Genomic DNA, 26,796 nt, shown 5'->3' on the forward strand with positions numbered 1-26,796 from the left:
TTATGGCAAAGCTCCGCCGTCTGGTCACCTCACCGCCTCTCGATGTACGCGATTTCCCTCTCTTCCATCCCGCCGCGCTTCTCCCGGCTCGGCCCAGTGCTGGCGTCACTGCTGGCGCAGCGTCCCGCCCCGGCGCAGGTCATCCTTACCCTGCCCACGCAGTACAACCGCTTTCCCGGCCCCGTCACGCCACCGCCTTTGCCGGACGGCGTCACCCTGTTGCGCAGCGATACCGACTTCGGCCCCGCCACCAAGGCCCTGCCCGCCGCCCGTGCCCTTGCCGACACGGATCTGCGTCTGATCTATTGCGATGACGACTGGCTTTACGCGCCCGATTGGGCCGCGCAGCTGCTGACCAAAGGCGAAGAGGCCACCACCGGCCAGTCCTGGGACATCGCCCGCCTTGGCCGCGTGGGCACCGGCACCGACATCGCCCAGGGGTTTGCGGGCGTCTGCATCCGCCCCGCCTGGCTGGCCGCGCCCGACATGGACCCGCCGTCCGAGGCGCGCCCCGTCGATGACATCTGGCTTTCGGGGCAGCTGGCGCGGCAGGGTATCCCCGTGCGCGCCCGCCCCAAGGCCCGCCAGCACATGCGCTCGGCCTATGACGATGCCCACGCCCTCCAGGATACCACCGCCCGCGACACCGCGAACCGCGCCGCTGCGGCACGGCTTCATGCCCTCTATGGCATCTGGCCCGAGCGCCCCTCGCCCAGCACCGCCCGTGCCGCCCGCTCGTAGAACTCGGCATAGACTTCCGCCTGCGGGATCGCCGCCTCCAGCTTGGGCAACAGCGCGGCATACCGCGCCTCCGACAGGTCCGTCAGGGCAGCCTTCATGTCGTCCTCGCTCTCGCAGACGATCAACCCGGCCGGGTCGATGAACTCCGCGATGTTGGGACACCCCCAATAGATCGGCACGCATTTGCACAGCACCGCGTCGATCAACTTTTCGGTGAAGTAGTTCATCTCCCGCACGTTCTCGATCACCAGCGAAAACCGGTAGGGCGCCAGCCCGTCCGCCTTGTGCTCGAAGGGCTGGTACCCGCCGCCCATCACGTCCACGTCCAGCCCCTCGGCGCGCGCGAAATCCGCCACCCTGTGGCGCAGCGCGTGCCCCTCCTGCGACCGCTTGGCCGAGGCGATCAGGCTGCACGCCCTGGTCTTTGTCAGGTCCAATGCCGTCCAGTCCCCGACCCACGTACATCCCAGCGGAAACAGCACACCGTTGGGTATCGCCGCCAGCAGGTCGGCATTGGAACACAGCACCTTGTGAAACCGCGCATACTGCCGCCGCAGCTTTTGCATGTGATCGCCGTGAATGGCCTCGGGCTCCAGCACCATCACCGAAACCTTGGCCGGCGTACCCAGCCATGGCCGCCGGTACAGCAGGCTCGACGTGTAGACCACCAGGTGATCGTCGGGTCTCAGGTCGCGCAGGGTCTTCTCCGCCCCCGTCAACCGGTCCGGCCGCCCCCTGGGCCAGGCCAGTGCGTCCAGTTTCACCCGCCCCGGCCGCAGGCCCGGCCGGACATCGTAAGGCATGATCGCGATGGCATCGAAATTGTCGTTCATGGCCGCCCTGATACGGCCAAACCCGGGCCCGCGCAATCGCCCCGGCACACCGCGCCCCGCCATTGACATCCCCGCTCAGGATGCCAGCTTAAGAGGTACCCGGAACAGGACGGGTTCCGCCGGAAGGACATGGCAATGACAAATGCGCGCGAGGCCTTCATCGGGGCCATGCGACAGGTGGCCGCCACGGTCACGGTCGTGACCACCGACGGCCCCGCCGGTCGCGCGGGGGCGACGGTCAGCGCGTTCACGTCGCTGTCCGCCGACCCGCCATCGTTGCTGGTGTGCCTCAAGGCCGACAGCACCATCGCGCGCGCGGTCTCGGCCAACGGCGTCTTCTGCGTCAACATCCTGCCCGAGGATGCCGACGACCTCGCCCGTCGCTTCGCCGGCCTGCTCGACGCCGATCACCCCGACAGGTTCGAGGGGATCGAGGTGTTCGACACCGAATTCGGCCCCCTCCTGCCCCGCGCAACCGCCTTTTCCTGCACGCTCACGCACCGGCACGTGCATGGCAGTCACGCCATCTGCATCGGTGACGTCACCGGCATTTCCGACGCCGGGGAAAAGCCGCTCACCTACATGAGCGGTAGCTTTCATATCGTGCGCCCCAAGGCCCGCGTCTGACGCCACGGAGGTCCGGTCCGTCCGCCGCCTCACCACAACCTGCACGAGAAATACCCCGCTTTTGGCACCGTCTTGCTGCGCAGAAGCCGCATTCTGGCCCGGATTCATTTTTAACGCTTTCTCAACAACAGCGAGAAGGAACCAGGAAATGGCCTATCTTGAGGCAAACAGAAAAGCAGGCTGCCACACCGTCGACATGCAAGCCACCGCCCGAGGTCTGGTGGCCGGGGAGCGGTCCGAGCGGTTCCGGCTCGAGGCACTGACAGAGATGGTGCTGCGCATCGCGGGCACCCTCATGGTCATGGGCTCGATCATCATGTGGTTCTTTCTGCCGGTCGACCCCGATACCGGGCGGCTCGAATCCTTCGGCCTGGCCGCGTCGGTCATCGCCGCCAGCGGGCTTTGCGTCTTCGCCTATGGCACGCGCGGCTTTCGCCGCCGCATGACGCTGGATGTCGACGCCGGCACCCTGACGCTGACCAAGATCAACATGCTCGGCCACGCCCGCGTCCGCCGCGAGATCACCCTCGGCACGGTCGAAAGCGTGTACCTGCGCAGACCAGCCCAACCGGGCGGAATGGCCACCCTGTTGGTGCGCGTGGCGGGCAAGGACGCCCCGGCCATCGCCCTGTCGGGCGACCGGCACGAGGTCGAGGAGGTGCATTCGGCGCTTTGCGCGGTGCTCAACAACGACACCGCGCCCGCCGGCCAGGAACCGGTGCTGCGCGTGACCACCCCCCGCCCCAGGCCGAGCCTTTTCACCGCGTATCCCCGGCGCATCACTTCGCGACCGGTGGGTAAAAACCCGCACCTTCCCGGTATGCCCACCCCGCGGCCCTGACCGCCTCCCGAAAGAACAAAAAAAGGCCGCCCCACCGGGACAAGATCCTTGCCAGATGTGTTGAAGCGCCACGCACGAGACTGCGTGCAGCACGTTGCCAGACAAGCCACGAATTTCTAACGTGCGGCGCGGAACCCGACCAGGCGAGCCTTGATCGACGTGCGCAAAAGGCGCTCCGGTCCGACCATGACGGCCCAAGCCAACCCGAACACGATGACGGACGCAATCAACAAAAGCAAAAGGTCCTGACGAACGTACTCTCTCAGGGTTGGGATCAGATGCATCCCGATCACGAAGTGACCGAGATAGATAGGGTAGGACAAGTTGCCGAGGTTCCGCAGAAGTGACGGCGAGCCGGCTTTCCGCACGGTGCGGTTGTGCCGCAGGCTGAACACGAAGAAAGCGAGCAGTCCGCCCCAGACAGTCACCGGCGCAAACGGATTATGCCCTTCCGCTTGAAGGACGATTTGGAGCACCGCTGCTCCGACGTAGAGCGACAACAGGGAGCTTCGCAGGGTGTTGTACCCGTCCTTTTCGCTTCTCCACAGAAGCATGCCAATTGCAAAGAAAACGCCATGGCGAAGCAGGATGACACTGAAAAAGTACCTATCCAGCAGGCTCTGTAGCCTTTCCGGATTGCCCGTGGGCTCCATCAGGGTAACAATGCCCGAGACAAGCAAGAAGGACGTGCTGACAAGGCCAAGGGCAATCGCACAAGCTTGGAAAATGTCGAGGTTGGGCCTTCGTGACCGGACAGCAAGAAGCAAGGCGATCAGGGAGTAGAAAACGGCTTCTACGACAAGTGTCCAGATAACCCCGTCGATATAGGGACCGATCGGAAACAGGATGACCGACCTGAAAAAAGAGTCGAGCAGGAGCGATAGCGGCTCGCCTGCCAAATACCTCACCGCGAAGGCAATGATCGTGTAGATCCAGAGCGCTGGAAGAATTCGGACCGCACGGCGTTTCAGGAATTCGCCTGGTGCGGACCGGTCAGCGCTGGCGACGATGACAAACCCGGAGATGACAAAGAAGACTTGAACGCCGACCCACCCGTGGCCGGTGAATTGATCCATCCATGGCCAAGGGCGGGCTTGTTGCGCCGCAGGAAAGGCCGGTTGGGAGTCACTGAACAACCCGAAATGGAAATAGACTACAAGAACGGCCGCGATGAACCTTATGATATCGAGACCGTAGAGATGCCTGTCGAGGCCAGCGTTCAGGTTGCCGCTCATAATGATCTACTACGCAACCGACGCGGCGTTACTGGCTCAGACATCAATAAACCCTTACTCAAAAACACGATGCTAGTGTGGCTCGTACATATTGCAAAAGTCAATTCACGCGCCGCGCCAGGAATTCGTCGAGCTCGAGAAAACAATGATCGTCTTGGCGAAAGCCTGGCGCACTGGCAGAGGAGGACAACAAAAACTGTGCAAAATCTTGAATGGTTCACATCTCCGCGCCGAGAACGGTCGTTCGCGCTCCCGCAATCGGAGGTGAGAATTTCCGTGAGTGGCGCTCCGAAAGGGCTCCAAGCGGACGAGCGCCCTTTTGGCGATCGCGACCGCCCCGACCGCGATCAACACACACGCAAGAGGGCCGCCCCACCGGGACGGCCCTCTGCCGTATTCTTGCGGCACCCGCCGGACATCTGAGCTGTGTCAAACGCCCGCCGGGCAACGGTTTTCGCGGATGCGAAAACCTTACATCATGCCGCCCATTCCGCCCATGTCAGGCATGCCGCCGCCCGCGGCTGCGCCCTCCTTTTGCGGTTTATCGGCTACCATCGCCTCCGTCGTGATCAGCAGGCCAGCGATCGAGGCCGCGTCTTCCAGAGCCGTGCGCACGACCTTCGCCGGGTCGATCACACCGTATTTGAACATGTCGCCATATTCTTCGGTCTGCGCGTTGAAGCCGAATTTCGGGTCTTCGGATTCACGGATCTTGCCCGCGACGACCGAGCCGTCCACACCGGCGTTCTCGGCGATCTGACGCAGCGGCGCTTCCAGCGCGCGGCGCACGATGGCGATGCCGTTGTTCTGGTCGCTGTTGGCGCCTTCCAGCCCGTCCAGAGCCTTGGCACCCTGAACCAGGGCAACACCGCCGCCCACAACGATACCTTCCTGAACGGCCGCACGGGTCGCGTTCAGCGCGTCATCGACGCGGTCCTTGCGCTCTTTCACTTCGACCTCGGTCATGCCGCCCACGCGGATGACGGCAACGCCGCCGGCCAGCTTGGCCACGCGCTCTTGCAGCTTCTCGCGGTCGTAGTCGCTGGTGGTGTCCTCGATCTGCTGACGAATCTGGCTGACCCGCGCTTCGATCTCGGCCTTCTCGCCCGCACCGTCGACGATGGTGGTTTCGTCCTTGGTGATCTGAACCTTCTTGGCCTGGCCAAGCATGTCCATCGTGACGCTTTCCAGCTTCATGCCCAGATCTTCCGAGATGACCTGGCCGCCGGTCAGGATCGCGATGTCCTGCAGCATGGCCTTGCGACGGTCACCAAAGCCCGGCGCCTTCACGGCGGCGATCTTCAGGCCACCGCGCAGCTTGTTGACCACGAGGGTCGCCAGCGCTTCGCCTTCCACGTCCTCGGCGATGATCAGCAGGGGTTTCTGCGACTGGATCACCGATTCCAGCAGCGGCACCATCGGCTGCAGCGACGAGAGTTTCTTCTCGTGCAGCAGGATCATGCAGTCTTCCAGCTCGGTGGTCATCTTGTCGGCGTTGGTCACGAAGTAGGGGCTGAGATAGCCACGGTCGAACTGCATGCCCTCGACGACGTCGGTCTCGGTGACGAGGCCCTTGTTTTCCTCGACGGTGATGACGCCTTCGTTGCCGACCTTCTGCATCGCGTCCGCGATCATCTGGCCGATCTCGGCTTCGCCATTGGCCGACACGGTGCCGACCTGTGCGACTTCGCTCGAATCGTTGACTTCGCGTGCGGCGTTCTTGATGGCTTCCACGACCTTGGTGGTGGCCAGGTCGATGCCGCGCTTGAGATCCATCGGGTTCATGCCGGCCGCGACGGCCTTCATGCCTTCCTTGACGATGGCCTGGGCCAGGACGGTCGCGGTGGTGGTGCCGTCGCCGGCTTCGTCATTGGTGCGGCTGGCGACTTCCTTCACCATTTGCGCGCCCATGTTCTCGAACTTGTCTTCCAGTTCGATTTCCTTGGCAACCGACACACCGTCCTTGGTGATGCGCGGCGCGCCGAAGGATTTGTCCAGTACCACGTTACGGCCTTTCGGGCCAAGGGTCACCTTGACCGCATCGGCCAGGACGTTGACGCCGCGCAGCATCTTGTTGCGGGCATCGGTATCGAATTTCACGTCTTTTGCAGACATTTAAGTCGCTCCTGATGTATTTGGATTTTCAGATGTGGAGATGATCCGGGGCGTTCAGGCCGCTTTCGCCGCCTTCTTGTCCGTCATCACACCCAGGATGTCGCTTTCCTTCATGATCAGCAGCTCTTCGCCGTCGATCGTGATTTCCGTGCCCGACCATTTGCCGAACAGGATGCGATCCCCGACCGAGACGGCCATCTCGATCAGCTCGCCGCTATCCTTGCGGGCGCCATCGCCAACAGCAACGACTTCACCTTCGCTGGGTTTTTCCTTGGCACTGTCGGGGATAATCAGCCCACCAGCGGTTTTTTCTTCGCTCTCAACGCGGCGTACAAGCACGCGGTCATGCAGCGGTTTGAATGCCATAGCTTTTGCTCCTTGGCTATCAAGTTTCCCTCATGCCCCCCTGCGGGGACCGTTATCACTCACCGTAGTCGAGTGCTAACGGCGCATAGCTAAGGACCGATCACGAAGCTGTCAACATACCTTCGGCAAAAATTTCGCGGGCCGGAACGGGCAGTTTGTTGCGCCCGGCGCCGCACCCCTCTACATCTTGTTTCACAGCCTGAAAACGAGGGGTCGAAGGATGAAATTTCTCTGGTCCGCACTGCTCGCGCCTATGATCGTCGCCGTGGCCCTCGTCACGCCTTTGTCCGCTCAGGCTACCACGGGAGACACCTGCGGCGGCTCCGACCTGATCGAGGCGCTGGACCCCGCCAAGCGCGAGGCACTGCGGCGCGAGGCCGCCGACATGCCCCATGCCGAAGGTCTGCTCTGGCAGGCCACGCGCGGCGACACGGTGATCGACATTTTCGGCACCTATCATTTCAAGCATCGCCTGACCGAGACCCATCTCGACCGCCTGGCGCCGCTGGTCGAGGCCGCCGACAAGGTCTATCTCGAGGTCTCCAACGACGACCAGATGGCGATGCAGCGGGCGATGGCCGAGGACCCGTCGCTGATGTTCATCACCGAGGGCCCCACCCTGCCCGACCTTCTGGGCGAAGAAGACTGGCAGCATTACCGCGCCGAGATGCAGGCCCGGATGATCCCCGGCTTCATGGCCGCCAAGTTCAAGCCGCTCTGGGCCGGAATGATGCTGGGCATCGGCCCCTGCGAGGCCAAGGCCGGCGCGTTCGAGGCCAAGGGCATCGACATGCTGGTGGGCGAGCACGCCGCCGAGGCCGGCAATCCCACCCGTTCGCTCGAGAATTTCGACGACCTGTTGACCCTGCTCGACAGCTTTCCGATGGACGACCAGATCGAGATGATCCGCATGTCGCTCGCCTGGCCCGGCGACATGAACGACCTGTCCTACACGATCCGCGAGCGCTACCTCAGCGAAGAGATCGCGCTGACGCTGGTCTTCTCGCGCTACGTCTCCGAGGAATACGGCGGCGAGGCCGGAGCCGAAGGTTTCGCCATGGTCGAGGACCTGCTGCTGGAAAAACGCAACCTTGGCTGGATCGACCGGCTGGAGGATGAGGTCGCGCCGGGCGACCATGTGCTCATCGCCGTCGGCGCCGGGCATCTGCCCGGCGAGGTCGGCATCCTCAAGCTGCTCGAGGACAAGGGCTACACCGTCACCCGCGTGGACCTCTGACGCCACCGCCCCGCCCGCGCGCCCGTCCGGGGATTCGTAGGGTGGGGTTCCACCCCACCACGCGATCAACAATTCTCTCGCGTCCCAACCGCGTAGGGTGGGTGAAAACCCACGCGCACTCCCGTTAACCACCCCTTAACCGCGTACGCCCCGTCAACCGCCGCCCCCGCAACGACCGCACCGTCGCCATACCCCCCGAATACCGACACGATACCGACGTCAATTCCACCCCTCCGCCGCGGTTAACCCTTCGATTCGGCAAGCCGATCCAGCACCCGTTGCGCCGCCACGCTGGGCACCGTGCGCCCTGCCGCGACATCCTCGGCGCCCTCTGCCATCAGCGCCCGCGCCTCCGGCGTCTCCAGCTGCGCCATCAGGCCCCGCTTCACTTCCTCGCCGAACCAATACCGCGCCTGCGCCTCGCGCCGCGCATCGAAATGCCCGTTTTCACGGCGCCAGTCGACCAGCGCGTTCATCTCGTCCCAGGCCGCTTTCAACCCCTCGTCCTGCAAGGCCGACACCATCATCGCCTTCGGGAACCCCTCCGGATCCTGCGGCCGCTTGCGCAACAATCTCAACGCCCCGGAATAGTCGCTACAGGTCCGTGTCGCCGCCGATTTCAGATCGCCATCCGCCTTGTTTACAAGGATCAGATCGGCAATCTCCATGATCCCGCGCTTCACCCCCTGCAACTCGTCGCCGCCCGCGGGCGCCAGCAGCAACAGGAACAGATCGCACATCTCCGACACCACCGTCTCGGACTGGCCCACGCCCACCGTCTCGATCAGCACCACGTCGAATCCCGCCGCCTCGCATAGCGTCACCGCCTCGCGGGTGCGCCGTGCCACGCCGCCCAGATGCGTCTGGCTGGGCGAGGGGCGGATGAACGCGCCCGGCTCCCGGCTCAACCGTTCCATCCGCGTCTTGTCGCCCAGGATCGAGCCGCCCGACCGCGCCGAGCTCGGGTCCACCGCCAGCACCGCCACGCGCAGCCCCATGCCGGTCAGCATCATGCCGAACGCCTCGATAAACGTGCTTTTTCCAACACCCGGCGTGCCCGACAGCCCGACCCGGACCGCCTGCCTGCCATGCCCCGCGACCCTGTCCAGCAAGGCCTGCGCCGCCTTCCGGTGATCGGCCCGCCCGCTTTCCACCAGCGTGATCGCCCGTGCCAGCGCCCGGCGCTCCTGCGCCAACAACTGTTCGGCAAGCTTTTCCGTGTCGGTCATGGCGCGTCGTCTCCTCCGGTCCGGTGCGCGGCGTGGCGCGGCCTCGGCAGGGCCTTCCGACTTGTGCCCCAGCCGGGCCCGAAATGTCCAGCAACCGCGGCAGCCCCGGCACCGCAGGGCCGGTTTACGAAATCGTAACCACTTGCCCGACATATTCCCACACGGTCCCGCGCCAGATGCCGGGATGAAAACCGGGCGGAACGTGTTACCTTGGTCATTGCGCCATGTCCAATCTCGGACACAATGCAAGAGGCCCGCACGTGACAGTCAAAACCCGGTTAACCCATATCGCCCTCGCGGCGTTCTTCACCGCCACCGGCGTGCCCGCCGCGCTGGCCGACAGCATGCAAGCGCGCTATGACGTCCGCCTGATCGGCGCCAAGGTCGGCGAAATGGCCATGGCCAGCACCGAGACCTCCGGCACCTACAGCACCCGCGCCCGCTTCGCCACCACCGGGGCCATCTCCGCGCTCAAACAGGCCAGCTTCGACCTGTCCGCCAAGGGCCGCAGGTCCGGCAACCGTTTTGTCCCCTCCAGCTATACCGAGGTCACCTCGGAAGGCCGTCGCTCCACCAACCTCAGGATCAGCTTCTCCGGCGGTGTCGCCACCCAGGTCACCGGCGACACCGGCAGCAGTGCGCCCGCCGTGAATCCGCGCACACTTCCCGGCGCCTACGACCCCTTGACGGCGCTCTACGCCGCCCTGCGCGACCAGCCCCCGAGTGAACTTTGTTCTTTGAACGCAGATGTTTACGACGGCCACCGCCACGCCCGGCTCAGCCTCACCAGCCGCAAGGCGCTGGATGGCGGTCGCGTGCAATGCTCGGGCCAGTACCGCCGCATCGCCGGCTATTCCGCCAGCGAGCTGCGCCACAGCACCGCGCCGGTGTCGATCATCTACGTCCCGCAGGGCAACACCATGCGCGCCGACACCGTCGTGGTGCGCACCCGCTATGGTCAAGTGTCGATGCATCGCCGATAAGGCGGGCATGACCCGCGACAGGCTTCCCATAGACGACGCCATCCCGGCGCTTCTCACCGCACTGCGCGACACCGGCCGCGCCGTCCTGCAAGCGCCCCCCGGCGCGGGCAAAACCACCGTGGTGCCCCTTGAAATGCTGACCGCCGGGCTCACCCAAGGCCGCATCGTCATGCTCGAGCCCCGCCGCCTCGCCGCCCGCGCCGCCGCCGAGCGCATGGCCTCGACCCTGGGCGAAAAAGCAGGCGAAACGGTGGGTTACCGCGTCCGCGGCGACGCCAAGGTCTCAAGCGCCACCCGGATCGAGGTCGTCACCGAAGGCATCCTCACCCGCCGCGTCCAGTCCGACCCCGAACTCACCGGCATCGGCGCGGTGATCTTCGACGAGTTCCACGAACGCTCTCTCAACGCCGACCTCGGCCTCGCCCTCTGCCTCGAAGTGGCCGGCGCCCTGCGCGACGACCTGATGCTGCTGGCCATGTCCGCCACGCTCGACGCCGCCCCGGTGGCCGAGCTGATGCAGGCCCCCATCGTCACCTCCGAAGGCCGCAGCTTTCCGGTCGAAACCCGCCACCTCGACACGCCAACGCCGAAGAAAACAAGGTGGGACGCGGCCCTTGCCGACCTTGTTACCAAGGCCGTCTCCGAGACCACTGGCGGCGTCCTTGTCTTCCTCCCCGGCGAAGGCGAGATCCGCCGCGCGCAGGCCCTGCTGAAGGATCGCCTGCCGCCCGACTGCCACATCCGCCCCCTCTTCGGCGCGATGGACTTCGCCGCCCAACGCGCCGCGATTGCCCCCGTAACCGAAGGCCGCAAGGTCGTCCTTTCCACCTCCATCGCCGAAACCTCGCTCACCATCCAGGATATCCGCGTGGTGGTCGACGGCGGCAAGTCCCGCCGCGCCCGGTTCGATCCCGGCTCCGGCATGTCGCGGCTGGTGACCGAGCCCGTCACCCGCGCCGAGGCCACGCAACGTACAGGCCGCGCGGGCCGCGTCGCAAAAGGCACCTGCTACCGTCTCTGGACCAAGGGAGAGGAAGGCGCCCTGCCCGCCTATCCCCCTGCCGAAATCGAGGCCACCGACCTTTCGGGCCTCGCCCTCGAACTGGCGCTTTGGGGCGCTGCGCCGGACGACCTGCCCTTCCTCACCCCACCCAATCCCGGCAGCTATGCCGAGGCGCAGGCGCTCCTGCACATGCTGGGCGCGCTCGACGCGCAGAACCGCATAACCGAGCATGGCAAGGCGCTGGCCAAACTCCCCCTGCACCCCCGCCTTGCCCATATGTTGGGCACCGCCGGGCCCGAGGCGGCCCTGCTCGCCGCACTTCTGGCCGACCGCGACCCGCTTTCGCGCGGTGCCCCGGTGGACCTCACCCTGCGCATGGCCGCCCTGCGCGACCCCAAGGGCCGCCACCCACACCCTGCCAATCATGGGGCGGTGATGCGCATCCGCGCCGAGGCCAAGCGCCTGGCCTCACAGGCAGAATCGACACGGACCAGCGGGATGTCCGACGCGGAGTGCGCCGCCCTCGCCTACCCCGACCGCATCGGCCTGCGCCGCAAAGGCGACGCGCCACGCTTCGTCCTTTCCGGCGGCAAGGGCGCGCATCTGCCCGACGAAGACCCCCTCGCCGGTCAACGCCTGCTGGTTGCCACGGATCTAGACGGCAACCCGCGCGAGGCCCGCATCCGGCAGGCCATCGCGCTTTCCGAATCCGAACTCCGCGCCCTTTTCGCCGATCAGATCGCATGGCAGGATGTCTGCCACTGGGATCGCCGCGAGCGTCGCGTCATCGCCCGCAAACAGGAACGCTTCGGCGCGCTCGTGCTGGACGACCGCATGTGGAAGGATGCCCCCGACGACGCCGTGGCCCTTGCCATGCTGGACGGTATCCGCGACCTCGGCCTGAACTGGTCCGACCCCGCCCGCCGCTTCGCCGCGCGCGTCGCCCTTCTGCGCGAGGCGGGCGAGGACCTGCCCGATATGTCCGACGCCGCCCTGCTCGAAAACCTCGAAACCTGGCTCCTGCCCTATATCACCGGCCTCAAGACCGCCGCCGACTGGAAGCGTTTCGACATGCTAAACCCCCTGCGCGCCCGGCTCACCTATGACCAGATGCAGCGCGTTGACGCCGCCGCCCCGGCGCATTTCACCACGCCGCTGGGGCGGCGCATCCCCATCGACTATTCCGGCGACCATCCCGAGATTTCCCTGCGCCTGCAGGAAATGTTCGGCCAGACCACCCACCCCACCGTGGGCCGGACGCCCCTGCGCGTCACGCTCCTGTCGCCCGCAGGCCGCCCGGTGCAGACCACGCTCGATATTCCCGGCTTCTGGGATAGCTCCTACGCCGACGTTCGCAAGGACATGCGCGGCCGCTATCCCAAGCACCCTTGGCCCGAAAACCCGCGCCAAGCCGACCCGACGCTGCGCGCCAAGCGCCGCCCCGGTTCCTGATCCCGCATCCATGGCTTTGAAAATTTGACTTTTTATCACCCTAACGTATATACTTTTATGAAAACACTTCGACACGAGCAGAACCATGACGACCTCGATGAAAAGGGCTTGGGCGGAATTCGTCCAGCCGATCCTCCGACGCCCGCCCGAGTTGCAGGTCGCGGCGCTGTGCTATCGTGAAACCGCGACCGGCGAGACCCAGGTCCTGCTGATCACCAGCCGGGGCACCGGACGCTGGATCGTGCCCAAGGGCTGGCCGATGGAAGGCAAGAAAGCCGCCGATGCCGCGCTTCAGGAAGCCTGGGAAGAGGCCGGCGTCACCAAGGGCGCCACGATCGAGGGCCATGTCGGCAGCTATGCCTATGACAAGCACCTCGACGACGGCTACGACGCCCCGGTCGAGGTCGAGGTGTTCAAGGTCCGCGTCAAGCAACTGGCCGACATCTATCCCGAACATGACGAGCGCACCCGCCGCTGGGTCAGGCCCACCGATGCGGCTGAAATGGTACAGGAACCGGGCCTCAAGGCCATTTTGCTGGAAATGTAACGGTTTTATGACAGTGCGGCATTGAACCGCCGCGCCAGACGGGCTAGCGCTCGGCCCCGAACCGGACCGGGAGGGGACCGTGGCCGAAGACCCGCAATCCAACCAGTGGAAAACGCTCGACAAGGATCTCGGGCGCATCTCGCAGATCGAGTACGCGACGGCCTATGTCTCGCGCCCGCTGATCTCGCTCGGCATTGCGCTGGCGTTCATGGTCCTCGCCGGTTTGGGCGCGGGGCTGTTCTTCGGGGCCTTCCCCAACAACATGGTGGTCATCGCCGCGGCGATCTTCGGCGCCTATATGGCGCTCAATATCGGCGCGAACGACGTGGCCAACAACATGGGGCCGGCGGTGGGGGCCAACGCGCTCACCATGGGCGGCGCCATCGTTATCGCCGCGATCTGCGAAAGCGCGGGTGCCCTCTTGGCGGGGGGCGACGTGGTCTCGACCATTTCCAAGGGCATCATCGACCCCGACGGCATGCAGAACACCCAGACCTTCATCTGGGCGATGATGGCGGCACTGGTCTCGGCCGCGCTCTGGGTCAACCTCGCCACCAAGGTCGGCGCGCCTGTCTCCACCACGCATTCGGTCGTGGGCGGCGTCATGGGCGCCGGCATCGCGGCCGCGGGCCTTGCCACGGTGAATTGGCCCACAATGGGTGCCATCGCTGCCAGCTGGGTGATCTCGCCCGTTTTGGGCGGGATGATCGCTGCCGGCTTCCTCGCCCTGATCAAGAGCCGGATCGTCTACCGCGAAGACAAGATCGCCGCCGCCCGCCGCTGGGTGCCGATCCTGGTGGGTCTCATGGCCGGCACCTTCGCCACCTACCTGGCGATGAAGGGCCTCAAGCGCATCGTCAGGATCGACATCGGCACTGCCCTTTTGATCGGCGCGGCAACCGGCGCGGCGATCTATGCCCTGACCATCCCCCTGATCCGCCGCCAGTCGGAGGGCATGGAAAACCGCCGCCGCTCGCTCAAGGCGCTCTTCGGCCTGCCGCTCATCATCTCGGCGGCGCTTTTGTCCTTCGCCCACGGCGCGAATGACGTCGCCAACGCGGTGGGACCACTGGCCGCCATCGTTTATGCGTCCGAGGCCGGCGGCTTTGCCGGTGAGGTGACCATCCCCCTCTGGGTCATGATCATCGGCGCCTTCGGCATTTCATTCGGCCTCTTCCTGTTCGGGCCCAAACTCATCCGAATGGTCGGCAGCCAGATCACCAAGCTCGATCCGATGCGCGCCTATTGCGTCGCCCTGTCGGCGGCGATCACCGTCATCGTGGCCAGTTGGCTGGGCCTTCCGGTCAGTTCCACGCATATCGCCGTGGGCGGCGTCTTCGGCGTCGGCTTCTTCCGCGAATGGTACATGGAACGCCGCCTTCGCAAGGGGCTGACGACCGGCGGCAAGGGCAAGCGCCTCGCCCCCGAGGAACGCCGCCGGCGCAAGTTGGTGCGGCGCAGCCATTTCATGACCATCGTCGCCGCCTGGGTCATCACCGTCCCTGCCGCGGCGCTGATGTCCGCGGTGATCTTCTTTGTCCTCAACAGCCTGACGGGCTAACCCTCACGCGCCGCACAGGCCGGCCCTTGACGGGCCCCGGTCGTGCCATCCCGCGATGCCCCTGCCGATCGGGCTCAGGTCTCGTCCCACCACGGCCCGTGGAACCTGCCTTCCTGTCCCAGCCGCTCGAACCCGTGATAGCCGAAGAAATCGCGCTGCGCCTGAATGATGTTCGCGGTGCCATAGCCCTGGCGCATGCTGTCATGCCATTGCAGGGCCGCCGACAGTGCCGGTATGGCATGGCCTCCCGCAACCGCCTCCGCGACGACCTTGCGCAGCGCGGGTACGGTCCGTTTCAGGATCTCGGCGAAACGAGGCGACAGGAACAGCTGCCCATGTGGCAGATCCTCGCGGAACGCCTCCGAGATGTCGTCCAGCAACACCGACCGGATGATGCACCCGGCGCGCCAGACTTCGGCGACGCGGGCATGGTCCAGATGCCAGTCGTATTCCTGCGACGCCGCCTCCAGCACACGAAATCCCTGCGCATAGCACAAAACCCGCGCCGCCATGAACGCCTCAGCCAGAACGTCCTCGTCCAGGCTCAATAGACCACGTTCCGCGCCCAGCAACTCCTCGGCCCTGGTGCGCGTGTCCTTTTCCGACGACCACGCGCGCGCGCCGACCGCGGCCTCGATCATGGTCGCGGCCTGGCCCATGCGCACGGCCTCCACCACGGTCCAGCGCCCGGTTCCCTTTTGTCCCGCGGCATCCTTGATGACATCGACCACCGGATGCCCGGTCGCGGGGTCGGTATAGGCCAGCAACTCGCCGGTGATCTCTACCAGGTAGGATTTCAGCGCCCCCTCGTTCCACTTGGAAAACAATGCCCCGATCTGCGCCGGCGGCCAGACGCACCCGTTATGTAAGAGGCCGTAGATCTCGGCGATCACCTGCATGTCGGCATATTCGATCCCGTTATGCACGGTCTTGACGAAATGCCCCGCCCCGTCCGGGCCAAGGTGATCGACGCAAGGGTCACCCTCATACCGCGCCGCGATCGCGCGCAGCACATCGCGCAGCTGTTCCCAGCTATGGTCGCTGCCGCCCACCATCATCGACGGCCCGTGCCGCGCGCCCTGCTCGCCGCCCGACACGCCCATGCCGACGAAATGCAGTCCCTTTTCCGCCAGGGCCTTCGCGCGTCGGCGCGTGTCGTGGAAATCGGCGTTTCCGCCATCGATGATCGTGTCGCCGTCTGTCAGCAGGGGCGTCACCTCCTCGATCATCGCATCCATCGGCCTGCCCGACGGGATCATGAACAGGATCACGCGCGGCGTCTTCAGCCCGGCCACGAAATCGTGCAGGCTCTCGTGCGGATGCAACCGCTCGGCCAGCGGTCCGGCCTCGTCGACGAACTCGCCGATCCAGTCGGCCTCGCGGTTTGTCACGGCCACCTCGAAGCCCTTCTCGGCCATGTTCAGCGCCAATGCGCTGCCCATCGTGCCCAGCCCGTAAACGCCGATCTGTGCCTTGCCCGGTACCATGCGCTCTCCTTTTCTGGGCGCCGTTCGCCCCAAGCCTAGACCGCCCCGCGCCCGATGCCAAGAAAGCCGACCGCACACGACCCGGCCTTTCGCGCCACGCGCTCTTTTTCCCGGCAGACATGGCGTCGCGCCTTGCACGCCCGGAATGCCGCGTCGCACAAACCTGCGCGCGAGCAACGCGCACCTTCAGGTCAGGCTCAGACGCCCAGGCACCAGCGCATGATCGCCTTTTGCGCGTGCAGGCGATTCTCGGCCTCGTCGAACACGACCGAATGCGGCCCGTCCATCACGGGGCTCGTCACCTCTTCCTCGCGATGCGCGGGCAGGCAGTGCATGAACAGCGCGTCGGGCTTGGCGTGCTTCATCAGTTCGGCATTCACCTGGTAGGGGCGCAGCATGTTGTGGCGGCGTTCCTTGCTGGACTGGCTGTCATGCATGCTGACCCAGGTATCGGTCACCACCAGGTCCGCGCCCTCCACCGCCTTGGCCGCGTCACGCTCGATGGTGATCGTGCTGCCCGCCTTGCGCGCCAGCCCGACGAATTCGTCCTCGGGGTCCAGCTGGGACGGCCCGGTGAAGGTCATGTCGAACCCGAACTGACCCGCCGCATGCAGGAAGGATGAACAGACGTTGTTGCCATCCCCGGCCCAGACCACTTTCTTGCCCCGGATCGGCCCGCGATGCTCTTCATAGGTCATCACGTCGGCCATGATCTGGCAGGGATGGGTGCGGTCGGTCAGCCCGTTGATCACCGGCACGTCGGCATACTCGGCCATCTCCTGCAACACGCTCTCGTCGAAGGTCCGGATCATGATCAGGTCGACATAGCGGCTCATCACCCGCGCCGTGTCGGCAATGGTCTCGCCATGTCCAAGCTGCATGTCAGCGCCCGACAGCACCATCGTCTCGCCGCCCATCTGGCGCACGCCCACGTCGAAACTGGTGCGCGTCCGCGTCGACGGCTTCTCGAAGATCAGCGCCACCATCCGGCCCGCCAGCGGCTGCTCGTCATCGGCCGCGCCCCGGGGCCGTCCGGCACGCGCGGTCTTCATGTGCCGCGCCCCGTCGATGATCCCGCGCAACTCGCCCGCGTCGGTGGTGTGAATATCCAGAAAATGCTGCATCGTCCCGCTCCTCATGCCTCGGCCAGCGCCGTCTTCACGGCGGTCGCCGCCTTGTCCAGCCGGGCCACTGCCTCGCCGATCTCCTCGTCCGTCAGGGTCAGGGGCGGCAGGATCCGCACCACGTTCTCCGCCGCGGGCACAACGGCCACTTCGGCCTCATAGCCGGCGGCAACGACGTCTGTATTGGTCGCCACGCATTCCAGCCCCAGCATCAGGCCCATGCCGCGCACGCCCCTGAACACCTCCGGGTGCGCCGCCACCAGCCCTTCCAACTTCTGCCGGAAAAGGCCTGCCTTGCGGTTCACCTCGGCCAGAAAATCGGGGTCGGAGATGATATCCATCACCGCGCAGCCCACGGCACAGCCCAGCGGGTTGCCGCCATAAGTCGAGCCATGCGTGCCCGCCGTCATCCCGCTGGCCGCAATCTCGGTGGCCAGCACCGCGCCAAGGGGAAAGCCCCCGCCGATGCCCTTGGCGACCATCATGATATCCGGGTTGGCGCCCGCCCATTCGTGGGCAAACAGCTTGCCGGTCCGACCCATTCCGCATTGAACCTCGTCAAAGATCAGCAGGATGCCCTTCTCGTCGCACAGGTCGCGCAGCCCCTTCAGGCACTGGTCCGGCACCGGCTTGATCCCGCCCTCGCCCAGCACGGGCTCCAGCAGAATCGCCGCCGTATTCTCGTCGATGGCGGCGTGCAGCGCGTCATGATCGCCAAACGGCACATGCTTGAACCCCGGCAGCAGCGGCCCGAACCCCTTCGTCATTTTCTCGGACCCGGCGGCGGCAATCCCCGCACTCGACCGGCCGTGAAAGGCCCCCTGAAAGGCGATGATATCGGTCCGGTCCGGCTGGCCCTTGTCATGGAAATACTTGCGGCACATCTTCACCGCCAGCTCGCAGGCCTCGGTGCCCGAATTGCAGAAGAATGCCGTGTCGGCAAAGGTCTCGGCCACCAGCTTGTCCGCCAGTTCCTGCTGCTTGGGGATCTGGTAGAGGTTCGATGTATGCCACAGCGCCCCCGCCTGCTCGGTCAGCGCGGACACCAGCGCAGGGTGCGCATGGCCCAGCGCGTTCACCGCGATGCCCGCGCCAAGGTCGAGAAAGCGTCGACCATCCGCCTCGATCAACCAGGCGCCCTCGCCTTTGACAAAGCTGAGCGGTGCACGGTTATAGGTCGGCAGAACGGACGGGATCATGTCGGGTATCCTCAAGTATGGAAGCCCTTTGAGTGCCGTAAGGCAGGGCGTTCGTCAATGGTGGAAAGGGTTTGGTGCACTCCGGCACCGGGGATCGAACAGGCGAAGCGGACGTCAGGCGCAGGTGCGGCGGCGTCGGCTCTGAATATATGTGTGGCGTTCGATCATGGGCGCTGACATAGCCGCTTGCGCGTCCCGCGCAAAGCGTTTTCTTCGGGCGCTCACATGACGCTTGAGTTTCCCCCGCCGGCCTGCCACTGGACAGGCGATGACACCGACCTCCCAGAACCCCGGCGCCGCTGCGCTTTTGACCCTTGCCGCCGCCGCCTTCATCGCGGGCTGCACGCTCCTGGCCAAGGCGCTCGGCACCGATGCGCTCGGCCCCGCGCTGCATCCGCTGCAGATCAGCCAAGGCCGGTTCCTCTTCGCACTCATCGTCTTCTCTACCTTCGCCACCGTCACGCGGTTTCGCATCGTGCGCCCGGCGCTGCACCTGCATCTTCTGCGCTCGGGCTTGGGCTGGGGCGGCGTCACCCTGATGTTCGCCGCCGCCGCGTTCATCCCGCTCTCCGACGCCACCGCGATCAGCTTCCTGAACCCGGTCTTCGGCATGATGCTGGCCATTCCCATCCTGGGAGAGAAAGTCGGCCCTATCCGCTGGACCGCCGCCGGCATCGCCCTTTTGGGCGCGCTCATCCTGACCCGCCCCGGCGGCAGCACGATCGAGCCCGGTGCGCTGCTGGCGCTGGCCGCAGCCGCCTGCCTCGGGGCCGAGCTTATCGCCATCAAGTTCCTCTCTGGCCGAGAGCGCCCGCTTCAGATCCTGCTGATCAACAACCTCTTCGGCTGCCTGATCGCCAGTGCCGCCGCGTTTTTCGTCTGGACCGCGCCCACGCCCGCGCAATGGGCGGCGCTGGCCGGGATCGGCCTCTTGATGGCGACCGCGCAAACCTGCTTCGTCAACGCGCTGGCCCGCGCCGATGCCAGTTTCGTGGCCCCATTCTTCTATGCCACGCTGGTTTTCGCCGCGCTCTACGATGCCGCCGTATTCTCGGTCCTGCCCGATGCGGTCTCCATCCTGGGGGCGCTCACCGTCCTCTCCGGCGCCGCCCTCCTTGCCTGGCGCGAGGCGCGGCTAAAATCCCCCACCACGCCGCCCGCGCGCCCGCTCTGACCCCGCTTGCCATCGCCGACGGAATGCCTACGGTCGGCCCCGACGCTGAAAGGAACTGCCCCATGGCCCACCGCCCAAACCGCCCGCTCTCGCCGGCCACCAAGCTGGCCCAGGCCCTGCGCTTTCTCGATCCTGCCACTGGCGCGATCGTGCCTCAGATTCAGACAGCCGCCACTTACGCGCGGGATGAAAACTACGCCCTGCGCCAAAGCTACATGTACCGCCGCGACAGCAACGTGACGACCGAACAGGCCGAAGCGATCATCGCCGACCTCGAAGGCGCCGCGGAAAGCCTGCTGTTCTCGTCGGGCATGGGCGCGGCCACCGCCGTGATCGAACACCTGCCCGCCGACGCGCACGTCGTGGTGCCCGAGGTGATGTATCACGGCGTCCTCGCCCAGTTCAAAACCTACGAGGCCAAGAACCGCCTGCGGGTCAGCTACTATCCCGCCGGCGATCTCGACGCGATGAAGGCCGCGACGATCAAGGGCGACACCGCGCTCGTCTGGGTCGAAAGTCCCAACAACCCCAACTGGGACACGACAGACATCGCCGCCGCCGCCGAGATCGCCCATGCCGCCGGGGCGAAACTGGTCACCGACTGCACCGGCACGCCCCCCTGCGCCACCCGCGCGCTGGAGCTTGGCGCGGACATCTCCTTTCACTCCGCCACCAAGTATCTCAACGGCCATTCCGACGTGACTGCTGGCGTGCTCTCGGTGCGCGAAACCGGCGCATATTGGGACGAAATCTTCCACACCCGCATGATCCAGGGCACTGTCCTGCACTCCTTCGACGCCTTCCTGCTCATTCGCGGGATGCGCACCCTGATGCTGCGCTATGAGCGCGCGACCGAGAACGCCTTGGCCGTCGCCCGGCATTTCGAAGGCCACCCCGGCATCAAGGCGGTGATGTATCCCGGCCTGCCCTCGCATCCCGACCACGAGATCGCCAAGCGCCAGACCGGCGGTCTCTACGGCGGGATGCTCTCGATCCTCGTCAAGGGCTCCGAGCAGACCGCCATCGACGTCAGCCGCTATTGCGAGGTCTTCTATCCCGCCACGTCTCTGGGCGGCGTCGAAAGCCTGATCGAGCACCGCAAGACCGTCTCGGGCGAGGGCTTCCCGGTCCATCCGCGCCTGCTGCGCCTGTCTATCGGGATCGAGGACGCGGGCGACCTCATCGCCGACCTCGAACAGGCGCTCGACCGCGCGGGCGCCGCGGCGTCGTAACGTCACCCTTGATCGCGGAGCCTCTTCCTTGGCTAAATGCGGCCCGAGGGAAGAGGACATGCCGCTCAGCATCTTGTTACCGATGGTCGTGCTCGGCATCGCAGGCATTGCGGTGCTTTTGCACCTGCTTGGCCTCTCGAAACCCGCCACGTTCCAGGACGAGGCCGCCGCCCGCCGCGCCTGGCTGCGTGAATTTCCCGAAGATACACCGACCCGCGTGATCCTCAGCCAGGACCGCCACGCCGCCCTCGTGGAAACTCCGCAAGGCCCCGGCGTCGTCTGGCCCATGGGCGCCGACACCACGGCGCGGTATCTCGACGGAGCGCAGATCAAGCAGACCGAAACGGGCCTGCGGATCACCCTGCCCGACTACACCGCGCCACGGATCACCCTGACACTCGACCCCGAAGAGGCCCGCCACTGGCCCGGCCTGATGGAAGCCCGCAGATGACCGATCAACTGACCTATCCCGACGTGGTGAACTTCGCCGTGCCGGTCTTCATCGCCCTCATCCTGATCGAACTCACTTGGATCGTGCTCAAACGCCGCGGCGGCCGGTACGAGACCTACGACGCGCTCACGTCTCTGGTGATGGGCGCGGGCAACGTCGCCTCCAGCATCTTGCTGGGCTTCGTCGCCTACGGCTTCTTCATGGCGCTCTGGGCGATCACGCCGCTGGACTTGGGCACGTCGGTCTGGGTGGTAATCCTGTGCTTCGTGCTCGATGACCTGCGCTACTACTGGGTCCACCGCTTCGGCCACCGCATCCGCTGGGTCTGGGCCAGCCACGTCAATCACCATTCGTCGCAGCACTACAACCTCACGACCGCCCTGCGCCAGACATGGACCGGCACGTTCACCTTCATGATGCTGGTCCGCGCGCCGCTGATCCTGCTGGGCTTTCATCCGGCGATGGTGCTTTTCTGTGGCGGGCTGAACCTGATCTACCAGTTCTGGATCCATACCGAGGCGATCACCCGCCTGCCCCGCTGGTTCGAGGCGGTGATGAACACGCCCTCGCATCACCGCGTCCACCACGGCCGCAACGCGCGCTATCTCGACGCCAACTATGCGGGCGTCTTCATCATCTGGGACAAGATGTTCGGCACCTTCGTCCCCGAGCAGGACAGCGAGAAAGTCGATTACGGTCTCGTGCGCAACCTCGGCACCTTCAATCCGATCCGCGTGGCCTTCCACGAATGGGTCGGCATCTTCCGCGACGTGATCCAGCCGGGCCTAACCTGGCGCGACCGGCTGAACTACTGCATCCAGCCCCCGGGCTGGAGCCATGACGGCAGCCGCGACACTTCCGAGACGATCAAGCGCAAGCATCTCGCCAAGCACCCCGAGGACGCGAACACGCCCGGCTTCGAGAACCTCACCTGATCGCGGGCGCGGAAATTTTTCAAATTTCCGCCTCCGCCAAAATGCGTTCCCTTCCGCCACGCCGCGCGCTACGCATGACCCATGCGCCTCTTCCTGCTCACCGCCGTGACGATGGTGGCCTTCGCCGCCAACTCCATCCTCAACCGCCTCGCCTTGGCGGGCGGCCATATCGACGCCGTCCCCTTCGGCGCGATCCGGCTGGTGGCGGGGGCGGCGATGCTGGCCGGCCTCTGCATCGTCCTGCGCGGCGGGCTGCGCCTCGGCGGGCCCGCGCGGGTCTCGGGCGTGCTGTCGCTTCTGGTCTACATGTATGGCTTCTCGCTCGCCTACACCGCGCTCGACGCAGGGCTTGGCGCGCTCATTCTCTTCGGCATGGTCCAGATCACCATGTTCGCCGCCGCCCTCATGACGCGCGAGCCCTTGCCCGCCCGCCGCTGGATCGGGGCGGCACTGGCGCTTTCAGGTCTCGCCTGGCTCATGTGGCCCGGCGCAGGCACGCCGGTCAGTCCGTTGCATGGAGCCCTCATGGCGCTCGCGGGAATCGGCTGGGGCATCTATTCTCTCGCTGGCCGCAGATCCAGGGACGCGCTCCAGGCCACCGCCGCCAATTTCACTCTCGCCGCGCCGTTCGGCCTGCTGGCGTGGCTGGCCCTGCCCGCCGTGACCGACGCCGCCCCCCTGACCGGCTACGGTATCTTCCTCGCCATCGTCACCGGCGCCGTCACCTCCGGGCTGGGCTACGCGCTCTGGTACACCGTCCTGCCCTCACTCGCCGCCTCCGTCGCGGCCGTTGCACAGCTCACCGTGCCCATCATCGCGCTGCTGGGCGGCATCCTCCTATTGGGCGAATCCCTCACCCTGCAGATCGTGCTCGCCTCCGCGCTCGTTTTGGGCGGCGTTGCGCTTTCCATGCCGCGGCGCCGCACTTCCTGACCGCGGGGACTGTTCCCGCGCCGCGTAATTGCCTATCTGACAGGTCATGAAAGCCGCGCTCACAGCCCTTGCCCTGGTTCTGCCCGCCCCGGCCCTGGCCGATTGCGTGGTGCTGCTGCACGGTCTGGCGCGGACCGAAACCTCCTTCATCGTGATGGAGGAAGTGCTGAAAAACGAGGGCTACACCACCTTCCGCACCGACTATCCCTCGACCGAACTCGACATCGCCAAACTGGCCGAGGAAACCCTGCCGCAAGCCGTGCGCGTTTGCAGGGACGACAAGGTTCACTTCGTCACTCATTCCATGGGCGGGATCCTTCTGCGCCACTGGCTGCGCGACAACCGCCCCGCCGACATGGGCCGCGTCGTGATGCTCGGACCGCCAAACCACGGCTCGGAACTGGTGGATCAGCTCGGCGGGCTTGAGCTTTTCGAATGGCTCCACGGTCCCGCCGGCCTGCAACTCGAAACCGGCGACGGCGGTTTCGCAAGCGGACTGCCCGATGTGGATTTCGAGCTTGGCATCATTGCCGGCACCCGCTCGCTCAACCCCTATTACTCGACGCTGATCGAGGGCGCCGATGACGGTAAGGTCTCGGTCGAGTCCACCAGGGTCGAGGGGATGGCCGACCATATCGAACTGCCCGTCAGCCACACGTTCATGATGAACAACCCCTATGTCATGGCCCAGGCGCTGGCCTTCCTGCGGACCGGCGCCTTCGATCACGACATGAATATCACCGACATGCTGATGGGCCTCACGGAATGAGCCTGTCACTGCGCCTGACCGGGGCCGAGGTGCTGACGCCCTCGGGCCTCGAAGACACCCCGCTCTGCCTGTCGGACGGTGCGATCACCGATAAGACGTCAGCGCGCGAGGTTGACCTCTCGGGCTATCTCATACTGCCCGGGCTGGTCGATGCCCATGGCGACGCTTTCGAAAAACACCTCGCCCCCCGGCGCGGCGCCATGAAAGACCTCGACCAGGGACTGATCGTGGCCGAGGCCGAGCTTGCCGCCAACGGCATCACCACCGCCACGCTGGCCCAGTTCTACAGCTGGGAAGGCGGAATGCGCGGGCCGGATTTCGCCCGGCGCGTGCTGGAAAGCCTTGACGATATCCGCCCCCGCGTCGGCACCGACCTGCGCGTGCAGCTGCGCATCGAGATCTCGATGCTGGACGACTACGCCACGATAGAGGATTGGATCACCCGCTACGCCATCCCCTACCTGGTGTTCAACGACCACCTGCCGCATGACCTGCTGGCAAAGGGCAAGACGCCCCCCGGCCACGTGGGCAAATCGCTCAGGATCGGCAAGAATCCCGACAGGCATCTCGAAGACATCCACGCGCTGCACGCCGGAATGGAGGATGTTCCCGCCGCCCTCGACGCGCTCTGCACCCGGCTCTCGGACCTGCCCTTGCGCCTTGGCAGTCACGACGACAACACCGCCGCCCAGCGCGCCGCATGGGACGCGCGCGGCGTCCACATCGCCGAATTTCCCGAAACCGCCGAGGCGGCCGAGGCCGCCCGTGTCGCCGGCGCCCCCATCGTTCTTGGCGCCCCCAACGTGGTACGCGGCGGCTCGCACAAGGGAAATGCCAGCGCGCTCGACCTCATCGCCATGGGCCTCTGCGACGCGCTTGCCTCGGACTACCACTACCCGTCCATGCGCCGCGCCGCCTTCCTTCTGGCCGATTGCGGGCTGATGGAGTTCGCCGCCGCCTGGGGAATGATCTCGTCGGGCCCGGCACAGCTTCTCGGTCTTTTAGATCGCGGCACGCTTACCCCCGGTCAACGCGCCGACCTCGTCATCCTCGACGCAAAGACACGCGACGTTTGCGCCACGGTCTCGGCCGGTCAAATCACCTACATGAAGGGCGAGGTCGCCGCCCGGTTCGTTGGCTAGCCCGACCGCGCGACTCGGTTCACATGCCCCATCTTGCGCCCCGGCTTGGCCTCGGCCTTGCCGTAAAGATGCAGGCTCGCGCCCGTTTCCCCGGCTATCGCCGGAACACGGTCCATGTCATCGCCAATGAGGTTCTCCATCACCACGTCGGCATAACGCGACCCGTCGCCCAGCGGCCAGCCGGCGACCGCGCGGATATGCTGCTCGAACTGGTCCACCGCACAGCCCTGCTGCGTCCAGTGGCCAGAGTTATGCACCCGCGGCGCGATCTCGTTCACGATCAGGCCCCGAGGCGTCACGAACAGCTCCACGCCGATGACGCCAACATAGTCCAACTCGTTCAGGATCCGCCCCGTCAGCAACACCGCATCGGTGCGCTGCACCGTGCTCAGGTTGGCCGGCACCGTGGTGGTGTGCAAGATCCCGTCACGATGCACGTTCTCGCCCGGATCGAAGCAGGCCACCTGTCCGTCCACCCCCCGCGCCCCGATCACCGACACCTCGTGGCTGAACTCGACGAACCCTTCCAGGATCGCGGGCGCGCCGTTCATCTCGTTCAGCGCCGCCTCGGCCTCGGACACGTCATTGATGCGAACCTGCCCCTTGCCGTCATAGCCGAACCGCCGCGTTTTCAGAATCGCGGGCGTGCCCATATCCTCCAGCGCAGCCTTCAGGCTCGCAAGATCGGTGATGTCGGCATAGGGCGCGGTCTTCAGCCCCAGCCCGGTCAGAAAGTCCTTCTCGGTCAGCCGGTCCTGGCTCACCCGCAGCGCCTCGCGCCCCGGGCGGATCGGGCGGGCGGCTTCCAGCACGTCCAGCGCCGAGGTGGGGATATTCTCGAACTCGTAGGTCACCACGTCCACGGCCCCGGCGAACTGCCGCAGCGCATCCTCGTCCTCATAGGGCTTCTGGAAATGAAAGTTCGACACGTGGCTCGCCGGGCAATCGCCTGCCGGCTCGTAGATGCAGGTCTTGAACCCCAGACGGCTCGCCGCGACGGACAGCATCCGGCCCAGTTGACCGCCCCCCAGGATCCCGATCACCGCCCCCTGTGGCAAAGGCTCAGTCATCGCTGGGCTCCTCGGGGATCGAGGCCGACAGCGCATCGCGCCACTTGTCCAGACGCTCGGCCAGCGCGATATCTTCATTCGCCAGGATCGCCGCGGCCATCAGGCCCGCATTGGCCGCACCCGCCGCCCCGATCGCCATGGTCGCCACCGGAAACCCCTTGGGCATCTGCACGATGGAATACAGGCTGTCGACACCGCTCAGCGCCCTGGTCTGCACCGGCACGCCGATCACGGGCACGCGCGTCTTGCTGGCCATCATTCCCGGCAGGTGCGCCGCGCCACCCGCCCCCGCTATGATCGCCTTCAGGCCCCGGTCCACGGCGCTCTTGCCATAGTCCCACAGCCGATCCGGCGTGCGATGCGCCGAGACGATCTTCGTCTCGTACGCCACGCCCAGCTCGTCCAGAATGACCGCGGCCTCCTTCATGGTGGCCCAGTCCGACTGGCTGCCCATGATGATACCGATCTGCGGATTGCCCATCGCTCGCTCTCCTTTACGGAGCGCGCACT

General features: G+C 65.8%; 25 protein-coding genes. 15 read left to right on the forward strand and 10 right to left on the reverse strand.

Going from position 1 to position 26,796, the window contains the following annotated elements:
• Positions 1-96 precede the first annotated feature (96 nt).
• The gene (locus RBB31_RS05080) at positions 97-741 is read left to right on the forward strand and encodes a hypothetical protein (RefSeq protein ID WP_306128176.1); all 645 of its coding nucleotides are present in this window, start codon (positions 97-99) and stop codon (positions 739-741) included.
• Here RBB31_RS05080 and RBB31_RS05085 read toward each other — a convergent pair.
• A complete protein-coding gene (locus tag RBB31_RS05085) occupies positions 684-1,574 on the reverse strand; it encodes a glycosyltransferase family 10 domain-containing protein (protein ID WP_306128177.1) in 891 nt (296 codons plus the stop codon). The genes RBB31_RS05080 and RBB31_RS05085 overlap by 58 nt on opposite strands.
• 135 nt (positions 1,575-1,709) lie before the next feature.
• Here RBB31_RS05085 and RBB31_RS05090 point away from each other — a divergent pair, with 135 nt between their 5' ends.
• Both RBB31_RS05090 and RBB31_RS05095 read left to right on the forward strand, forming a co-directional pair.
• A complete protein-coding gene (locus tag RBB31_RS05090) occupies positions 1,710-2,201 on the forward strand; it encodes a flavin reductase family protein (protein ID WP_306128178.1) in 492 nt (163 codons plus the stop codon).
• Between the two features lie 196 nt (positions 2,202-2,397).
• On the forward strand, positions 2,398-3,042 hold the full coding sequence (locus RBB31_RS05095) for a hypothetical protein (protein ID WP_306128179.1): 645 nt from the start codon (positions 2,398-2,400) through the stop codon (positions 3,040-3,042).
• 116 nt (positions 3,043-3,158) lie between these two features.
• Here the strand turns inward: RBB31_RS05095 and RBB31_RS05100 are convergent, their stop codons facing one another.
• The 3 genes from RBB31_RS05100 to groES form a co-directional block, all read right to left on the reverse strand.
• On the reverse strand, positions 3,159-4,277 hold the full coding sequence (locus tag RBB31_RS05100) for an acyltransferase (RefSeq protein WP_306128180.1): 1,119 nt from the start codon (positions 4,275-4,277) through the stop codon (positions 3,159-3,161).
• Between the two features lie 471 nt (positions 4,278-4,748).
• On the reverse strand, positions 4,749-6,392 hold the full coding sequence (groL, locus tag RBB31_RS05105; RefSeq protein WP_306128181.1) for a chaperonin GroEL: 1,644 nt from the start codon (positions 6,390-6,392) through the stop codon (positions 4,749-4,751).
• Positions 6,393-6,446: 54 nt separating this feature from the next.
• Positions 6,447-6,758, reverse strand: coding sequence for a co-chaperone GroES (gene groES, locus RBB31_RS05110; protein ID WP_306128182.1), 312 nt, complete (start codon positions 6,756-6,758; stop codon positions 6,447-6,449).
• 220 nt (positions 6,759-6,978) lie between these two features.
• On the opposite strand from groES, the gene RBB31_RS05115 reads away from it, so the two are divergent.
• A complete protein-coding gene (locus tag RBB31_RS05115; protein WP_306128183.1) occupies positions 6,979-7,995 on the forward strand; it encodes a TraB/GumN family protein in 1,017 nt (338 codons plus the stop codon).
• Positions 7,996-8,237: 242 nt separating this feature from the next.
• Here RBB31_RS05115 and meaB read toward each other — a convergent pair whose 3' ends face one another.
• Positions 8,238-9,224, reverse strand: a complete 987-nt coding sequence (gene meaB / locus RBB31_RS05120; RefSeq protein ID WP_306128184.1) for a methylmalonyl Co-A mutase-associated GTPase MeaB — start codon at positions 9,222-9,224, stop codon at positions 8,238-8,240.
• Positions 9,225-9,484: 260 nt separating this feature from the next.
• Here meaB and RBB31_RS05125 point away from each other — a divergent pair, with 260 nt between their 5' ends.
• The 4 genes from RBB31_RS05125 to RBB31_RS05140 all read left to right on the forward strand — a co-directional run bounded on the left by RBB31_RS05125 (position 9,485) and on the right by RBB31_RS05140 (position 14,770).
• Complete coding sequence (locus RBB31_RS05125; RefSeq protein WP_306128185.1) at positions 9,485-10,207, forward strand: DUF3108 domain-containing protein; 723 nt, start codon at positions 9,485-9,487, stop codon at positions 10,205-10,207.
• Between the two features lie 7 nt (positions 10,208-10,214).
• Positions 10,215-12,662, forward strand: a complete 2,448-nt coding sequence (gene hrpB / locus RBB31_RS05130; protein ID WP_306128186.1) for an ATP-dependent helicase HrpB — start codon at positions 10,215-10,217, stop codon at positions 12,660-12,662.
• 85 nt (positions 12,663-12,747) lie between these two features.
• Positions 12,748-13,209: an NUDIX hydrolase gene (locus RBB31_RS05135; RefSeq protein ID WP_306128187.1), complete on the forward strand. Its 462-nt coding sequence runs from the start codon at positions 12,748-12,750 to the stop codon at positions 13,207-13,209.
• A 79-nt stretch (positions 13,210-13,288) separates the two neighbouring features.
• Positions 13,289-14,770, forward strand: coding sequence for an inorganic phosphate transporter (locus RBB31_RS05140; RefSeq protein WP_306128188.1), 1,482 nt, complete (start codon positions 13,289-13,291; stop codon positions 14,768-14,770).
• A 74-nt stretch (positions 14,771-14,844) separates the two neighbouring features.
• On the opposite strand, the gene gndA is transcribed toward RBB31_RS05140, so the two are convergent.
• The 3 genes from gndA to RBB31_RS05155 form a co-directional block, all read right to left on the reverse strand.
• Positions 14,845-16,257, reverse strand: a complete 1,413-nt coding sequence (gene gndA / locus RBB31_RS05145) for an NADP-dependent phosphogluconate dehydrogenase (RefSeq protein ID WP_306128189.1) — start codon at positions 16,255-16,257, stop codon at positions 14,845-14,847.
• A 197-nt stretch (positions 16,258-16,454) separates the two neighbouring features.
• Positions 16,455-17,381 (reverse strand): ornithine carbamoyltransferase, encoded by a 927-nt coding sequence (argF, locus tag RBB31_RS05150; RefSeq protein ID WP_306128190.1) that lies wholly within the window; start codon positions 17,379-17,381, stop codon positions 16,455-16,457.
• Between the two features lie 11 nt (positions 17,382-17,392).
• Positions 17,393-18,580: an aspartate aminotransferase family protein gene (locus RBB31_RS05155; RefSeq protein WP_306128191.1), complete on the reverse strand. Its 1,188-nt coding sequence runs from the start codon at positions 18,578-18,580 to the stop codon at positions 17,393-17,395.
• 268 nt (positions 18,581-18,848) lie between these two features.
• Here RBB31_RS05155 and RBB31_RS05160 point away from each other — a divergent pair, with 268 nt between their 5' ends.
• The 7 genes from RBB31_RS05160 to RBB31_RS05190 all read left to right on the forward strand — a co-directional run bounded on the left by RBB31_RS05160 (position 18,849) and on the right by RBB31_RS05190 (position 25,216).
• Positions 18,849-19,754 (forward strand): DMT family transporter, encoded by a 906-nt coding sequence (locus tag RBB31_RS05160; RefSeq protein ID WP_306128192.1) that lies wholly within the window; start codon positions 18,849-18,851, stop codon positions 19,752-19,754.
• A gap of 62 nt (positions 19,755-19,816) precedes the next feature.
• Entirely contained in the window at positions 19,817-20,986 is a 1,170-nt protein-coding gene (locus RBB31_RS05165) for a PLP-dependent aspartate aminotransferase family protein (RefSeq protein ID WP_306128193.1), read from the forward strand.
• A gap of 58 nt (positions 20,987-21,044) precedes the next feature.
• The gene (locus RBB31_RS05170) at positions 21,045-21,437 is read left to right on the forward strand and encodes a hypothetical protein (RefSeq protein WP_306128194.1); all 393 of its coding nucleotides are present in this window, start codon (positions 21,045-21,047) and stop codon (positions 21,435-21,437) included.
• The gene (locus RBB31_RS05175; protein ID WP_306128195.1) at positions 21,434-22,372 is read left to right on the forward strand and encodes a sterol desaturase family protein; all 939 of its coding nucleotides are present in this window, start codon (positions 21,434-21,436) and stop codon (positions 22,370-22,372) included. Before RBB31_RS05170 ends, RBB31_RS05175 begins: the two co-directional genes overlap by 4 nt.
• A gap of 81 nt (positions 22,373-22,453) precedes the next feature.
• Positions 22,454-23,305 (forward strand): DMT family transporter, encoded by an 852-nt coding sequence (locus tag RBB31_RS05180; RefSeq protein WP_306128196.1) that lies wholly within the window; start codon positions 22,454-22,456, stop codon positions 23,303-23,305.
• Between the two features lie 46 nt (positions 23,306-23,351).
• Complete coding sequence (locus RBB31_RS05185) at positions 23,352-24,074, forward strand: alpha/beta fold hydrolase (RefSeq protein ID WP_306128197.1); 723 nt, start codon at positions 23,352-23,354, stop codon at positions 24,072-24,074.
• Positions 24,071-25,216, forward strand: coding sequence for an alpha-D-ribose 1-methylphosphonate 5-triphosphate diphosphatase (locus RBB31_RS05190; protein WP_306128198.1), 1,146 nt, complete (start codon positions 24,071-24,073; stop codon positions 25,214-25,216). The genes RBB31_RS05185 and RBB31_RS05190 overlap by 4 nt, the downstream gene beginning before the upstream one ends.
• Here the strand turns inward: RBB31_RS05190 and RBB31_RS05195 are convergent.
• Complete coding sequence (locus RBB31_RS05195; RefSeq protein ID WP_306128199.1) at positions 25,213-26,286, reverse strand: 5-(carboxyamino)imidazole ribonucleotide synthase; 1,074 nt, start codon at positions 26,284-26,286, stop codon at positions 25,213-25,215. The genes RBB31_RS05190 and RBB31_RS05195 overlap by 4 nt on opposite strands.
• Positions 26,279-26,767 (reverse strand): 5-(carboxyamino)imidazole ribonucleotide mutase, encoded by a 489-nt coding sequence (gene purE / locus RBB31_RS05200; protein ID WP_306128200.1) that lies wholly within the window; start codon positions 26,765-26,767, stop codon positions 26,279-26,281. The genes RBB31_RS05195 and purE overlap by 8 nt, the downstream gene beginning before the upstream one ends.
• Between the last annotated feature and the right edge of the window lie 29 nt (positions 26,768-26,796).

The sequence above is a fragment of the Roseovarius sp. MMSF_3350 genome (assembly GCF_030733425.1).
Classification (GTDB): domain Bacteria; phylum Pseudomonadota; class Alphaproteobacteria; order Rhodobacterales; family Rhodobacteraceae; genus Roseovarius.

Coding starts and splice junctions, on each gene's coding strand:
- RBB31_RS05085 (WP_306128177.1), bottom strand. CDS start 1,574: ATGAACGACAATTTCGATGCCATCGCGATCATGCCTTACGATGTCCGG.
- RBB31_RS05090 (WP_306128178.1), top strand. CDS start 1,710: ATGACAAATGCGCGCGAGGCCTTCATCGGGGCCATGCGACAGGTGGCC.
- RBB31_RS05095 (WP_306128179.1), top strand. CDS start 2,398: ATGCAAGCCACCGCCCGAGGTCTGGTGGCCGGGGAGCGGTCCGAGCGG.
- RBB31_RS05100 (WP_306128180.1), bottom strand. CDS start 4,277: ATGAGCGGCAACCTGAACGCTGGCCTCGACAGGCATCTCTACGGTCTC.
- groL (WP_306128181.1), bottom strand. CDS start 6,392: ATGTCTGCAAAAGACGTGAAATTCGATACCGATGCCCGCAACAAGATG.
- groES (WP_306128182.1), bottom strand. CDS start 6,758: ATGGCATTCAAACCGCTGCATGACCGCGTGCTTGTACGCCGCGTTGAG.
- RBB31_RS05115 (WP_306128183.1), top strand. CDS start 6,979: ATGAAATTTCTCTGGTCCGCACTGCTCGCGCCTATGATCGTCGCCGTG.
- meaB (WP_306128184.1), bottom strand. CDS start 9,224: ATGACCGACACGGAAAAGCTTGCCGAACAGTTGTTGGCGCAGGAGCGC.
- hrpB (WP_306128186.1), top strand. CDS start 10,215: ATGACCCGCGACAGGCTTCCCATAGACGACGCCATCCCGGCGCTTCTC.
- RBB31_RS05135 (WP_306128187.1), top strand. CDS start 12,748: ATGACGACCTCGATGAAAAGGGCTTGGGCGGAATTCGTCCAGCCGATC.
- gndA (WP_306128189.1), bottom strand. CDS start 16,257: ATGGTACCGGGCAAGGCACAGATCGGCGTTTACGGGCTGGGCACGATG.
- argF (WP_306128190.1), bottom strand. CDS start 17,381: ATGCAGCATTTTCTGGATATTCACACCACCGACGCGGGCGAGTTGCGC.
- RBB31_RS05155 (WP_306128191.1), bottom strand. CDS start 18,580: ATGATCCCGTCCGTTCTGCCGACCTATAACCGTGCACCGCTCAGCTTT.
- RBB31_RS05160 (WP_306128192.1), top strand. CDS start 18,849: ATGACACCGACCTCCCAGAACCCCGGCGCCGCTGCGCTTTTGACCCTT.
- RBB31_RS05165 (WP_306128193.1), top strand. CDS start 19,817: ATGGCCCACCGCCCAAACCGCCCGCTCTCGCCGGCCACCAAGCTGGCC.
- RBB31_RS05170 (WP_306128194.1), top strand. CDS start 21,045: ATGCCGCTCAGCATCTTGTTACCGATGGTCGTGCTCGGCATCGCAGGC.
- RBB31_RS05175 (WP_306128195.1), top strand. CDS start 21,434: ATGACCGATCAACTGACCTATCCCGACGTGGTGAACTTCGCCGTGCCG.
- RBB31_RS05180 (WP_306128196.1), top strand. CDS start 22,454: ATGCGCCTCTTCCTGCTCACCGCCGTGACGATGGTGGCCTTCGCCGCC.
- RBB31_RS05185 (WP_306128197.1), top strand. CDS start 23,352: ATGAAAGCCGCGCTCACAGCCCTTGCCCTGGTTCTGCCCGCCCCGGCC.
- RBB31_RS05190 (WP_306128198.1), top strand. CDS start 24,071: ATGAGCCTGTCACTGCGCCTGACCGGGGCCGAGGTGCTGACGCCCTCG.
- RBB31_RS05195 (WP_306128199.1), bottom strand. CDS start 26,286: ATGACTGAGCCTTTGCCACAGGGGGCGGTGATCGGGATCCTGGGGGGC.
- purE (WP_306128200.1), bottom strand. CDS start 26,767: ATGGGCAATCCGCAGATCGGTATCATCATGGGCAGCCAGTCGGACTGG.